We start from the raw sequence: 11,737 nt of genomic DNA on the forward strand, positions 1-11,737 counted from the left end.
GCGGCGGGTGGCGTAAGCGCTCGCCGCGCCGCCCGGCCCGCTCAGCCGCGCTTGCGCGGCGCGGGGGCGCGCTGGGGGACGAGGTCGTGGACGCGGCTGAAGCCGTCGACCATGGCGCGCAGGCGGTTGATGCGGCGCGCGTAGTGCGCCATCAGGCCGATCAGGAAGGCGCTGCAGGCCAGGATGAAGATCAGAAACGCGGTTACTTCGTCGGTCATCATGTCGCCCCTGTCCGGTTCGCCGCGCGGCAGCTTCCCGCTGCCCGGGCGACGATCGTAATCATCGCGCAGGGCGATTGCACATGACCGGCGACAATTCCGGCGCGCGGCGCGGCGTCGATCGCGGGCGATGGCTAATCGTTACTTAAGCGCGCGTTGCTGCGCCGCGGCAAGAACGCGAGACCAACGCTCATCCTTCGAGACGCCCCCGCTCCGCGCCGGGCTCCTGAGAGCCCGATTGGAAATGCGGGCCGCCAAATCAACGCCCTATCCCCGTCATTGCGAGCGAAGCGAAGCAATCCAGAGGCGCCGAGTATGGGGCTTCTGGATTGCTTCGTCGCGGAGCCTGTACTCAGACGGCGCAGAGCGCCGATCCGAGTGCTCCTCGCAATGACGAAATTGAGTGCCTGATCCTGTTGCTCTCATTTCCAGTCAGACGCCCGGGATGAGGGCCGTGCATGTGGCGGCGCGCCCGGGCTGAGGGTCGTGCCTTCGGATGCGCTGCGCTGCGCCCGCCGGCCTCGCGGCAACGCTTCCTTAACGACGTCGGCCTATGCTTAACGCGAAGTATATCGTCGCCCGGCCGAGCCCGCTGTTTCATGTTCCGCATCGACTTCAACAAGCTGCGCTTCCTGGTGTGCGACGACAATCCGCACATGCGCCGGATCCTGCGCACGCTGCTGCATTCGTTCGGCGCGCGCGAAGTGTACGAGGCCGAGGACGGCGCCACCGCGCTCGAGACCTTCAGCCATGCCGCGCCCGACATCGTCATCACCGACTGGGAAATGCCGATTTTCGACGGGCTTGAGCTGGCGCAGATGATCCGCCAGCCGGACTCCAAGGCCAACCCCTATGTGCCGATCATCATGCTGACCTCGCATTCCGAGAAGCGCCGCGTCACGCTGGCGCGCGACGCCGGCGTCACCGAATTTCTGGCCAAGCCGATCTCGTCGAAGGGGCTGTATCAGCGCGTGCTCAACGTGGTCGCCAGCCCGCGGCCGTTCATCAAGACGCGCAACTACTTCGGGCCGGACCGGCGGCGCAGCGCCGGCGGCGGCTATATCGGCCCGGAGCGGCGCGGCCACGGCGAGGCCGACGTCATCCAGCAGGCCTCGCTGCTCGACAAGGCCAAGGTCGCAGGCTGATATCATGAGCCGGAAACGCCCCGAAGACATCCAGGTCGCGAGCTATCCCGACCATCAGGTGATCACCCAGGCCAACCCGCTGCGCAAGGTGATGCGCCGGGTCGACGGCGGCGATGTCGACGATTCGGTGGCGCGCGCCGAGCAGGCGCTGGCGCAGCTCGCCGGCGAATTCGGCGAATGGATGAGCGTCGAATGCGAGCGGCTGGCCGCCGCCTATGCGGCGCTGAAGACCGACGGCGTCACCGCCGACAGCCGCGCCGAACTGTTCCGCGCCGCGCACGACATCAAGGGCGACGCCGCGACCTTCGGCTATCCGGCCGTCGCCGCCGCCGCCTTCAGCCTGTGCCGGGTGATCGAGCACGCGCCCGACTTCGCCGCGGTGCCCGACGAACTGATCGCCAACCACGTCCGCGCCATCCAGGCGATGGTCCGCGAAGGCGCCGCCGCCGACAAGGCCGAGCTGCAGCGCGCGCTGAACCGCAAGCTGCGCAGCGTCGCCGACGACTACCTCGCCGCCGTCAACCGCGACCGCCCCGACCACCTCGACGCCATCCTGTCGCCGAGCATCGCGCCGGGGGAGTAGTCCGGCGCGCGTTGAGATCCCAGCACCGTCATTCCGGGGCGCCGCGCAGCGCGGTGAGAACACGTCTGTCCGCCCCGCGCAGGGCGAGCTCCCTCGCCCCGCTCTTGCGGGGAGAGGGTTGGGGTGAGGGGCTGCAGCGGCTGCGACGCGGATCGCACTTCGTCCAGCACGTTCGCTCGGCTGCTTTGATGCGCCCCCTCACCCGGATCATCGCTGCGCGATGATCCGACCTCTCCCCGCGCGCGGGGAGAGGTGAAGGCGGTCGCGCCTCGTTGCGAACGGCTACGCCGCCATCCGCTCGAGGCGCTGGACGAATTGTTCGGCGATCAGTTCGCCGCAGAAGGCGCTGGCGTCTTCGCGGGCGGATTCGGTGGCGAAGCGGCGCAGCAGGATCAACAGCGGGGCCGCGGCATCGGCGCCGGTCTCGCAGCGCGTCAGCACGCGCTCGACCATCAGCCGGCGCAGCCTTGCGGCGCCGCCCTCGCTGCCGACGAAGCCGATCTCGTGGATCGCCTCGAGTGCGGCGCGGAACGCCGGATAGGTGGTCTCCGGCAGGCCGGCGCGGGCCAGCAGCGCGGTCAGGCTCGGGCCGCCGCGCTCGTGCAGCAGCGCCGCGACGCGCGCCTGCGGCAGGCCGGAGAGTTCGACCAGGGCGCATTCGAACAATTCGAGATTGCCGGACAACAGCGCGCGCAGGATCAGCCCGGCGGTGAGCTGCGAGGTCGCGCGCAGATGCCGCAGCAGCGCGCGCAGATCGTCGCCGCGCGCGCGCGCCGCCACCGTCACGGTGGAGCGGTCGAGCGCCTCGGTGGAGGTGCGCGCGGCGCGATCGGCCGGTAGCCAGCCGCGCGCCACGACGAATTGCTGAAGCGTGTCGGAGAGTTTGGCGGCCAGCGCCAGCCGCGTCGCCGCCGGCAGACCGTCCAGCACCAGCATCGACTCGCGGATCGCGGCGAGATGGCCGTGACGCTCGACGATGCGGTCCCACGAGAACGGCGCCAGCTCGGCGTGCGGATTTTCGATCAGCTCCAGCGCGGCCGCGGCGGTGCCGACTTCGGCGATCGCCGCGCACACCGCGGCCGGCAGCCGCACGCGGCGCGCAACCGCGCATTGCACCGCATCGTCGCCGGTGGCGACGATGTCGACCAGATCGGCGTCGATCAGCAGCGGCGAGAATTCCAGCACCGGCAGCGCCACCGACGGCTGATCGGACGCGAGCGCGCGAATGATCGCGGCCGGCGCGTGGGCGCTGCGGCAGAACACCTGCGCCATCGCCTGCCGCACCAGCGCCGAGACGTCGTCCAGCATCATCAGCAGCGCGCCCTCGGCGGCGGCGCGGTCGTCGGGGGTGAGATCGGAGATCAGGAGGGCCCGCGCCAGCGCCCTCGTCGCCTCTGCACGTTCGCCCGCGGGCGCGTGACGAATCCAGCTGATGAACTGCCGAACGATCATGGGCATTCCGGCTTACGCAACCAACGACACCGCGACGCGACGTCTTCGTCATACTTTCTAAACCATGACGCTTAACAAAGGGTTCACCATAACTGGTTGGGTTTGTTGCTGTTTCGTTAACGATACGGAAACGTTCGGACGTCCGGCGCCGTTTGTCGCAGCCATCGATCGAGTTAGTTGCGACGGATAGTTGCGCGCTGATCGATCGGTGTCGCGCGCGGACCATCCTTCGAGACGCCCGGCTCCGCTCTGCGAGCTGCGCCGGGCTCCTCAGGATGACGATGAAGCGAGTTGTTAGTTGCAGGCGCGCTCGGCCGCGGCGAGACGCCCCCTCACCCGGCACGCATCTGGCGATGCGCGCCGACCTCTCCCCGCACGCGGGGAGAGGTGAGGCAGTGCGCGCCGGGACACGGGAGCGGACGATCAGTTCGCGTAGGTGCCGTTGCGGTCGCTGAACAGGTCGAGGGTGCGCGGCGGGCGGATGGTCGGGGTGGTGGAGAGCGCGGCGGAGGGGTCGGACAGGCCGAAATCGGTCGGCGCGGCCGCGGCCGCCGGGGCGTAGGACATCGTCGTGCTGGACGCGCCCGTCGCCGGCGCGGTGGAGGTGCCCGATGCGCCGCTCGTCGTCGTGCCCGAGACGTCGGTGGCGTTGCTCCACAATTGCTGCACCGCCGGTGACACCGGCTCGCTGCGGTCGCCGCCCTGGAACAGGGTGCGGAACATCGGCTCGGAGGATTGCCGCGTCGACGACGCCGTGGCGTCGACAGGCGACACCGCGCGCACCGCCTCGACGGTGCGCAGGTCCGGGAAGCTCGACAGATAGGCGGCGTTGTCGACCGACCTCGCCGAGGCCAGCACCATCGCGGCGCCGCTGACGGACGCCGCGCCGCCGGCCGAGGCCAGCGCGCTCTGCGTCGCCTGTGAATTCGCCGCCGCGTTGTAGCGCGTGTTCAGGTTGTCGTAGACCTGCGCGACGCTGCGGGCATTGCCCGAGCGGTCGTAGAAGATCGACTGGTTGGCGGCGGCGGCGGCCGGAAACATCGCCGCCGCGCTGGCGTTCGGATTGTCCTGCGCGGCGTTGATCAGCCGGGACGCGCCGCCCACCCCCATGAAATGCGCCATGTAGAGTTCGGAATCGCTCGGCCGGCGGCCGATCTCGGCCGTCAACTTGAAGCTGTTGGACTGCGTGAGCGCGCCGGCCATCGCCGAACTGACCGCGGGATCGTTGCGCAGATCCATGATCGCCTGGCGCGCCGCCGGATCGCTGACCGAGTAGCTGCCCGACGCGGATTTACTGATCGCGTCGGCATAGTCGCCATAGCCGAGCTGGGCGCCAGCCTCTTTCACGGTGCCGAGCCAGGTCTGGTCGATGAACTGGAACAGTCCCTTCGCCGAGGAGGTCGCGGCCGCGGCCTGCGGATTGAAGTTCGACTCCATCCTGGCGGTGGCGAGCAGATATTCGAAGCTGGCGCCGGTCGCGCCGGCGGCCTGCCTGATCGCGCCGGCTATCTTCGTCCGCGCCGGATCGACGATCGACACCGCGGAACTGGAGATTTCGGCCGACATGATGGAGGACCCTTGCTCCCCGAGTTGCGGTGAGACTCGCGCGTGACACCGGCTGCGACCGTGCGGCCGGTATGGTTAACGAGGAGTTAATTCGGCCGGCGAGTGCCTCCCGCTACGCGCCGTCATTCCGGGGCGTGCCGTCAGGCGCGAACCCGGAATCTCGAAGTTGGGGAATGCCGCGCGATGAACAGCTCCAGATTCCGGGTTCGCTCGCTGCGCGAGCGCCCCGAAATGACGGGTTCAAAACTGCTGTAGGGTGGGCAAAGGCGCGGAGCGCCGTGCCCACGCGCGCGACATGCGTGGGCTTCGCTGCGCTCAGCCCACCCTACGCGGTGAGACCCGGGCGCGGTCGCGCCTGCTACTTCCCGTACACCTTCGCCGGGTCGAAATGCCGGTCGGCGTCGACCATGGTCAGCAGCGGATCGCCGGAGGCGTCGCGGTCGATGCGGCGGTAGAAGCAGGATTGGCGGCCGGTGTGGCAGGCGGCGCCCGCCTGCTCGACGCGGATCCAGACCGCGTCCCGGTCGCAGTCGACCCGCATCTCCAGCACCTTCTGGACGTGGCCCGAACTCTCGCCCTTTTTCCACAGCCGTTTTCGGGATCGGCTGAAGTACCACGCCTCGCCGCTCTGGATGGTTTTCTCCAGCGCTTCCGCGTTCATATGGGCGACCATCAGCACATCGCCCGAACGCGCGTCGGTGGTGACGCAGGTGACGAGGCCGGCCGCGTCGAATTTCGGACGCAGCGCGATGCCCTCCTCGATATCGTCGAGCGCGGGCGATGAGGCAGCGGATGAACTCACGAGCGTTTTCCTCGCGCAGTCCGGGGCGTTAGCCGCGGTTGCGAATCATCGACATGAACCGCGCCTGCTCCGCCGGATTGTCGCGGAACATGCCGGTGTAGCGGCTGGTGAAGGTCGAGGCGCCCTGCTTGCCGATGCCGCGCACCGACATGCAGGTGTGCTCGGCCTCGATCATCACGGCGACGCCGCGCGGCTTCAGCACCTCGTCGATCGCAGCCGCGATCTGCGCGGTGAGATGCTCCTGGGTCTGCAGCCTGCGGGCGAAGATCTCGACCAGCCGCGCCAGCTTCGACAGCCCGACGACGCGCTCGACCGGCGTATAGGCGATATGCGCCTTGCCGTAGAACGGCATCACGTGGTGTTCGCAATGCGAGGTGAAGGAGATGTCGCGCACCAGCACGAAATCGTCGTAGCCCGCCGTTTCACCAAAGGTGCGGTCGAGCACTTCGGCGGGGCACTGGTGATAGCCCTGGAACAGCTCGTCATAGGCCTCGACCACCCGGCGCGGGGTGTCGAGCAGGCCCTCGCGCTCGATGTTCTCGCCGATATAGGACAGCAGCGTCTTGACCGCGGCCTCGGCTTCGGCGCGCGACGGCCGCGGCTGATCCGGCTGCACGGCGGCAGCGAGGAATTCCGACGGGTCGAGCTCGGCGGGCTGAAATTCGGTGCGGGCCTCCGGCAGCTTGCCGGTTCGCAGCGGCTTGATCTTGGCGTCCATCTTCACTCCGTTCGACCGGCCCGCGCGGGCCGGATGTGTCACCGGGCAGACGGGCGGCCAGCCGCCGGTCGTCTTGATCCCTTCAGCGAACCTTGCCGCGCAGCATGCTGAGCGGACTGGGGTTCACAAGATACGGCCGGCGGTTTCAGCGCGGCGCGGCGGACTGTCTTTCGTCGCCTCCCCTCCTATATAAGATGAGACGCCGGAACCGCCAAGCAGCCCCCCCGAATCCATCGGCGGGCCGGCGAACCGGCCCGGACACTTTCGCATGCTGAACGACATCTACAACAAGCGGATTATCGAGCTGGCGGGCAATATCCCGCGGATCGGCCGCCTCGATCATCCCGACGCCACCGCCACCGCTCACTCGAAATTGTGCGGCTCGACCGTCAAGATCGACCTCAAGATGGACGGCGACGTGGTCAGCGACTTCGCCCACGAGGTGAAGGCCTGCGCGCTGGGCCAGGCGTCGTCGTCGATCATGGCCAGCCATGTCGTCGGCTCGACTTCCAGCGAGCTGCGAGCCTTGCGCGACAGCGTGCGGAAAATGCTCAAGGAAAACGGCGCGCCGCCGGACGGCAAATGGGCCGATATCGCGATGCTCGAGCCGGTCCGCGACTACAAGGCGCGGCACGCCTCGACGCTGCTGACCTTCGACGCGGTGGTGGATGCGATCGGCCAGATCGAGGCGCAGCGCGCCGGCGCGGGTGCGAGCGCGTAAGCGGTTTCAATCACGGAGGCCGCGACTCGCGTCGCCCCTCACCCCACCCCTCTCCCCGCAAGAGCGGGGCGAGGGAGCGCGCTGTGCATGGCGGCGGAGGCATTGAACAACCGCGAAACAAAACAAGGTCATTCCGGGGCGCTCGCGCAAGCGAGCGAACCCGGAAACCCGAGCTGTTCATCTCAGGCCGGCGCGCAGAGCAACCTCTTAAGCGGTTCATCGATTGATTGAAGCAATCCGGCCTTTCCAGAGGCACTGAGTCCTCATCCTGAGGAGCCCGGCGAAGCCGGGCGTCTCGAAGGATGGGGCAACGCAGTGCCGGTCGCGCATGGTTCAAGACGGCGCTGCGCGCCTCCTCACCATGAGGATGTACTGGTGGCTGCGCATCATCAATTCTGATTCCACCTAAAGCAGAACGGCTCTCGATTCCGGGTTCGCCGCTACGCGGCGCCCCGGAATGACGTGGATAGGTGGTGCTCAATGCGCCGGCGGCGGCAGCGCTGCGGGGGCGGTGCCGCCGGTGGGGAGCGCGGCTTCGGCGGTTTTGGTCGCGGCGACCGGGGACGGGACGAAGCGGTCCTGGATCGGCTTCGCGGCGGCGGCAACCGTGGCCGGCGGGGCGGCGTGTTTCGGCGGCAGCAGCTCGGCGAGCGCCTGGGCGGTGACCAGATTGGCGTCGCGCAGTTCCTGCGGCGAGAGCTGGTGCAGATCCTCCCAGGGCGGGACGCTCAGCGCCAGCGCCAGCAGATCGCCGGTGCCGCCCATCTCGAAGGTGTATTTGGCGAGCCGGCCGATATCGCGCTCGATGATGGTGACGTCCTGCGCGGTGTAGCTGGCGGCGCGGGCATCCTCGGCGCGGTCGCCCATCCAGATCTGGTGCACCCGGACCCGTGCCCCCTCCGGCACGTAGCGGGTCCGGCCCGCCAGCAGCAGGAACACGCACATCGACTCGCAATAGGCCTGCGGCACGATGCCGGCACGCATCCCGGACGGCGTCTGCGTCCGCACGCTGGCGCCGACCGTGGTCATCAGCCCCATCTGGCGCCAGCGCCGGCCGAGCGCGATCGCGTCGTTGACCGAGCCGCCGCTGGAATCCAGCACCAGCGCCGCGCCGTCGAGCGGGCGGCTGCGGGCGAAATCGTCGAAATCCTTCGGGGTGTCGGCGGTGACGATGCCGACCGCGCTGATCCAGCCGGTGCAGTTCGGCTCGCAGGCGACCCACTCGAACCGCATCGGAAGCTTGCGGGCCTCGAGGCTGCCGCCGGCGGCTTGCGCCAATTGCGTCGGTCCCGCCGCAGCGCCGAGCAGCACAAAGCCGAGCGCGGCGACGCGTGCGAGCGTCGATCTGGCGAAGCGGGACAGAACAGCGGCGTTCACCGTGGCTCCTTCAACTCCGGTTCTTCAACTCCGGGCTGGCTTCAACTCGGGCAGACTTCAACTCGGCGGACTTCAACTCCGTCAGCAGATGCGCGAAAGGTTCCGGGGAATATGCTCGAATCCGTCACGCTTACGTTATTTAAGGTTCATGGAAAATCCGGCGTTGATCAATCGCAATCGGTCCGATCGACGCTGCACTGCAGTCAACAAAGTGCGATATTTCCGTGTCTGTTGCGCATTTGCAGTAGTAGAACGGTTCCCCGCCCAGGAACCCGGCAGATCCGCGGCCAGATCCGAGGCATGATGCCCATTCGATTTCCAGCGACCGCCGCCGACATGCTGCAGGCGCTCAGCCGCCTGCCGCGTAATGCCGGCCGCGGCCTGATCTGGGTGTATCGCCACAGCTTCTCGGCGCTGGTCGGCTCGAATTGCCGGCACCTGCCGACCTGCTCGCAATATGGCGACGAGGCGATCGGCCGGTTCGGGCTGTGGGCCGGCGGCTGGATGACGCTGGCGCGGCTCATTCGCTGCAATCCCTACGGCACCTCGGGGATCGACAATGTGCCCGAGACCCCGCCGCCCGGCGCGCGCTGGTACCTGCCCTGGCGCTACGCACGCTGGCGCGGCGTCAACGCCCCGGACTGTGGCTGCGGCCATCATGATGAGTAGGGTGGGCAAAGTCGCGAAGCGACGTGCCCACGCGCCAGAGCAGCTCTGGCTTTGATGGAATCACCGCCGTCATCCTGAGGTGCCCGCTGGGCCGCGCCATGCGCGGCCCAGCGGGCCTCGAAGGATGAGCCGCAGGTGCCTTGGCCGCATCCTTCGAGGCTCGCTGCGCTCGCACCTCAGGATGACGACTCCGGACGCGAGAATGCCGCGGTTGCTTCAATCAAGCGATGAAGCGCGCTCGGCTGCAATGCTTATCAAGGAGACGCGTGGGCACGCTGCGCTTTGCCCACCCTACCTTCTTTGCTCAGATCGGGCTCAGCCCGATGCGGCCGAGGCCGGGCAGCTTGATCGCCGGGCGGCGCAGATCGAGGCCGAGCACCGCGCCGAACAGGTTCAGCTCGACGCCCTCGATCCAGCCCAGCGTCAGCCCGAGATAGCCGCCGAGCGTGGCGCGGATGCCGGTGCCGGACGGGGTCCAGCCGATCCAGCCGCCGTCCCACGGATAGTCCTTGCCGATCGCGGTCGGCGGCAGCGTGGTCTTGAGTTCCGGCACCGCCGCCAGCGCCGCGGCGACAAAGGTGTTGGAATTCGGCCCCGGCCAGGCGCGATAATCGCCATAGGCGCTGAGCTTGTAGCTTTTGATCGCGGCCTCGATCTTCGGGATCATCGCGGCCGCCGCCTCGCCGTCCGCCGCGGCGATCAGTTGCGGCTCGTCGCCGAACCAGCGGCCGTCGGCGACGAAGCCGTTGACGCGGACCGGGTCGCCCCAGGCGGTGTAGTCATAGCGGGTGTAGCGCGTCGCATTCGCCGGCTTCACCACGATCCAGCTGTGCACCGCGAAGATCCCGCGCCAGCGCACCGTGCGCGCGGCGAACACCCGCACCAGCGCGTCGGGATGCGCAGCCGCCGGCGGCAGCAGCCCGGCGCTGGAGCGGTCGGCCGCCTGCCACGACACGCTGCGATCGCCCAGCGCGTATTTGCCGGCCGACACGACGATCGGCACGATCAGGAACAACAGCAGGAGGATCACGAGGCGTCTCACGAGGATCTGTGCGGGATGAGGAGCGGATAGAACAAGTGATGGCGATATAGGTTGCACGCCCGGCATTGCCAGCCGACGCCCCTGCGACCTGCGCGCGCGATCAAATGAGACGGGCGGCCCGGCGGCGGGCGGGAACTGGCCGTCGCGACCGATCTCGTCTATCGACAGCGGATGGAGAGCCGGCTGCCGCGGACCGATTTGTGACCAGCACCCCACCGCAGATCGATGCACAAGCGGACCGGCCGCGCGCCGGCTCCGCGCTGGAAGTGCTGCTGATCTTTCTCAAGCTCGGACTGACCAGTTTCGGCGGGCCGATCCCGCATCTCGGCTATTTCCGCAACGAGTTCGTAGTGCGGCGGAAGTGGATCGATGAGCACGGCTATGCCGACCTCGTCGCGCTGTGCCAGTTCCTGCCGGGGCCGGCCAGCAGCCAGGCCGGCTTCGCGATCGGCCTGATGCGCGCCGGATATCCCGGCGCGCTCGCCGCCTGGGCCGGCTTCACCCTGCCCTCCGCGCTGGCGATGGTGCTGTTCGCCTACGGCGCCGCGGCCCTCGACGGCCCGGCCGGGGCCGGGCTGCTGCACGGGCTGAAGCTGACGGCGGTGGCGATCGTGGCGCAGGCGGTCTGGGGCATGGCGCGGACGCTGTGCCCGGATCGCGAACGCGCATCGATCGCCGCGGTCGCCGCGCTCGTCGTCCTGCTCGGCACGTCGTCGGCAATGCAGATCGCGGCGATCGCTGTCGGCGGAATCGCCGGGCTGTGGCTGTGCCGGGACGGATCGGCGCTGCCGACGCGACCGGTCGTATTTCCGGTGTCACGCGCCGCGGGGCTGGCTGCGCTCGCCGCCTTCGTGCTGCTGCTGATCGGGCCGCCGCTGCTGGTGAGTTCGAATGCCTCCCCCGGCATCGCGCTGTTCGACGCGTTCTATCGGTCCGGCGCGCTGGTGTTCGGCGGCGGCCATGTCGTGCTGCCGCTGCTGCGTGAAGCCTTCGTCGCGCCGGGCTGGGTGAGCGACGACGCCTTTCTCGCCGGCTACGGCGCCGCGCAGGCGGTGCCCGGCCCGCTGTTCAGCTTCGCCGCCTATCTGGGAACGATCGTCTCGCCGGCCCCACATGGAGCGGCCGGTGCCGCGCTGGGGCTCGTCGGCATCTTCCTGCCCGGCCTGCTGATCCTGCTCGGCGTGCTGCCGTTCTGGAATGCGTTCCGGCGGTTCGCGGCCGCGCAGGCGGCGATGCGCGGCGTCAATGCCGCGGTGGTCGGGCTGCTCGGCGCGGCGTTGTACGATCCGGTGTGGACCAGCAGCGTGCACGGCCCGATCGATTTCGCCATCGCGCTGACGGGCTTCGTGCTGCTGACGTCGTGGCGCGCGCCGCCGCTGGTCGTCGTGGCGGGCAGCGCGCTCGCCGGCGCCCTGCTCGCGCTCGGCGCGGCCTGAGCGGCCGC

The 11,737-nt window shown here is 68.9% G+C and carries 12 protein-coding genes; 5 read left to right on the forward strand and 7 right to left on the reverse strand.

What is annotated here, in order from left to right; genetic code table 11:
- Nucleotides 1-41 precede the first annotated feature (41 nt).
- Nucleotides 42-218: a hypothetical protein gene (locus ACTZWT_RS07425; protein WP_444769016.1), complete on the reverse strand. Its 177-nt coding sequence runs from the start codon at nucleotides 216-218 to the stop codon at nucleotides 42-44.
- A gap of 599 nt (nucleotides 219-817) precedes the next feature.
- Between ACTZWT_RS07425 and ACTZWT_RS07430 the strand changes: the two genes are divergently transcribed.
- Together ACTZWT_RS07430 and ACTZWT_RS07435 are read left to right on the forward strand one after the other, a co-directional pair.
- Complete coding sequence (locus ACTZWT_RS07430) at nucleotides 818-1,363, forward strand: response regulator (RefSeq protein ID WP_444769017.1); 546 nt, start codon at nucleotides 818-820, stop codon at nucleotides 1,361-1,363.
- Between the two features lie 4 nt (nucleotides 1,364-1,367).
- Complete coding sequence (locus ACTZWT_RS07435) at nucleotides 1,368-1,946, forward strand: Hpt domain-containing protein (RefSeq protein WP_444769018.1); 579 nt, start codon at nucleotides 1,368-1,370, stop codon at nucleotides 1,944-1,946.
- Between the two features lie 282 nt (nucleotides 1,947-2,228).
- Here the strand turns inward: ACTZWT_RS07435 and ACTZWT_RS07440 are convergent, their stop codons facing one another.
- The 4 genes from ACTZWT_RS07440 to folE all read right to left on the reverse strand — a co-directional run bounded on the left by ACTZWT_RS07440 (nucleotide 2,229) and on the right by folE (nucleotide 6,484).
- On the reverse strand, nucleotides 2,229-3,398 hold the full coding sequence (locus tag ACTZWT_RS07440) for a DUF2336 domain-containing protein (RefSeq protein ID WP_444769019.1): 1,170 nt from the start codon (nucleotides 3,396-3,398) through the stop codon (nucleotides 2,229-2,231).
- Between the two features lie 423 nt (nucleotides 3,399-3,821).
- Nucleotides 3,822-4,964 (reverse strand): transglycosylase SLT domain-containing protein, encoded by a 1,143-nt coding sequence (locus tag ACTZWT_RS07445; protein ID WP_444769020.1) that lies wholly within the window; start codon nucleotides 4,962-4,964, stop codon nucleotides 3,822-3,824.
- Nucleotides 4,965-5,322: 358 nt separating this feature from the next.
- On the reverse strand, nucleotides 5,323-5,766 hold the full coding sequence (gene hisI / locus ACTZWT_RS07450; protein ID WP_444769021.1) for a phosphoribosyl-AMP cyclohydrolase: 444 nt from the start codon (nucleotides 5,764-5,766) through the stop codon (nucleotides 5,323-5,325).
- Nucleotides 5,767-5,794: 28 nt separating this feature from the next.
- Complete coding sequence (gene folE / locus ACTZWT_RS07455; protein WP_322517607.1) at nucleotides 5,795-6,484, reverse strand: GTP cyclohydrolase I FolE; 690 nt, start codon at nucleotides 6,482-6,484, stop codon at nucleotides 5,795-5,797.
- A gap of 268 nt (nucleotides 6,485-6,752) precedes the next feature.
- On the opposite strand from folE, the gene ACTZWT_RS07460 reads away from it, so the two are divergent.
- Nucleotides 6,753-7,205, forward strand: a complete 453-nt coding sequence (locus ACTZWT_RS07460; RefSeq protein WP_444769022.1) for an iron-sulfur cluster assembly scaffold protein — start codon at nucleotides 6,753-6,755, stop codon at nucleotides 7,203-7,205.
- Between the two features lie 477 nt (nucleotides 7,206-7,682).
- On the opposite strand, the gene ACTZWT_RS07465 is transcribed toward ACTZWT_RS07460, so the two are convergent.
- Nucleotides 7,683-8,582, reverse strand: coding sequence for a hypothetical protein (locus tag ACTZWT_RS07465; protein ID WP_444769023.1), 900 nt, complete (start codon nucleotides 8,580-8,582; stop codon nucleotides 7,683-7,685).
- Nucleotides 8,583-8,882: 300 nt separating this feature from the next.
- Here ACTZWT_RS07465 and yidD point away from each other — a divergent pair, with 300 nt between their 5' ends.
- Complete coding sequence (gene yidD / locus ACTZWT_RS07470; protein WP_444769024.1) at nucleotides 8,883-9,251, forward strand: membrane protein insertion efficiency factor YidD; 369 nt, start codon at nucleotides 8,883-8,885, stop codon at nucleotides 9,249-9,251.
- 304 nt (nucleotides 9,252-9,555) lie between these two features.
- Here the strand turns inward: yidD and ACTZWT_RS07475 are convergent, their stop codons facing one another.
- Nucleotides 9,556-10,281 (reverse strand): DUF3750 domain-containing protein, encoded by a 726-nt coding sequence (locus ACTZWT_RS07475; protein ID WP_444769025.1) that lies wholly within the window; start codon nucleotides 10,279-10,281, stop codon nucleotides 9,556-9,558.
- Between the two features lie 212 nt (nucleotides 10,282-10,493).
- On the opposite strand from ACTZWT_RS07475, the gene chrA reads away from it, so the two are divergent.
- Complete coding sequence (gene chrA, locus ACTZWT_RS07480; RefSeq protein WP_444769026.1) at nucleotides 10,494-11,729, forward strand: chromate efflux transporter; 1,236 nt, start codon at nucleotides 10,494-10,496, stop codon at nucleotides 11,727-11,729.
- Nucleotides 11,730-11,737: the final 8 nt, after the last annotated feature.

The organism is Rhodopseudomonas sp. NSM (genome assembly GCF_052445935.1).
Classification (GTDB): domain Bacteria; phylum Pseudomonadota; class Alphaproteobacteria; order Rhizobiales; family Xanthobacteraceae; genus Rhodopseudomonas.

Coding starts and splice junctions, on each gene's coding strand:
- ACTZWT_RS07425 (WP_444769016.1), bottom strand. CDS start 218: ATGACCGACGAAGTAACCGCGTTTCTGATCTTCATCCTGGCCTGCAGC.
- ACTZWT_RS07430 (WP_444769017.1), top strand. CDS start 818: ATGTTCCGCATCGACTTCAACAAGCTGCGCTTCCTGGTGTGCGACGAC.
- ACTZWT_RS07435 (WP_444769018.1), top strand. CDS start 1,368: ATGAGCCGGAAACGCCCCGAAGACATCCAGGTCGCGAGCTATCCCGAC.
- ACTZWT_RS07440 (WP_444769019.1), bottom strand. CDS start 3,398: ATGATCGTTCGGCAGTTCATCAGCTGGATTCGTCACGCGCCCGCGGGC.
- ACTZWT_RS07445 (WP_444769020.1), bottom strand. CDS start 4,964: ATGTCGGCCGAAATCTCCAGTTCCGCGGTGTCGATCGTCGATCCGGCG.
- folE (WP_322517607.1), bottom strand. CDS start 6,484: ATGGACGCCAAGATCAAGCCGCTGCGAACCGGCAAGCTGCCGGAGGCC.
- ACTZWT_RS07460 (WP_444769022.1), top strand. CDS start 6,753: ATGCTGAACGACATCTACAACAAGCGGATTATCGAGCTGGCGGGCAAT.
- yidD (WP_444769024.1), top strand. CDS start 8,883: ATGATGCCCATTCGATTTCCAGCGACCGCCGCCGACATGCTGCAGGCG.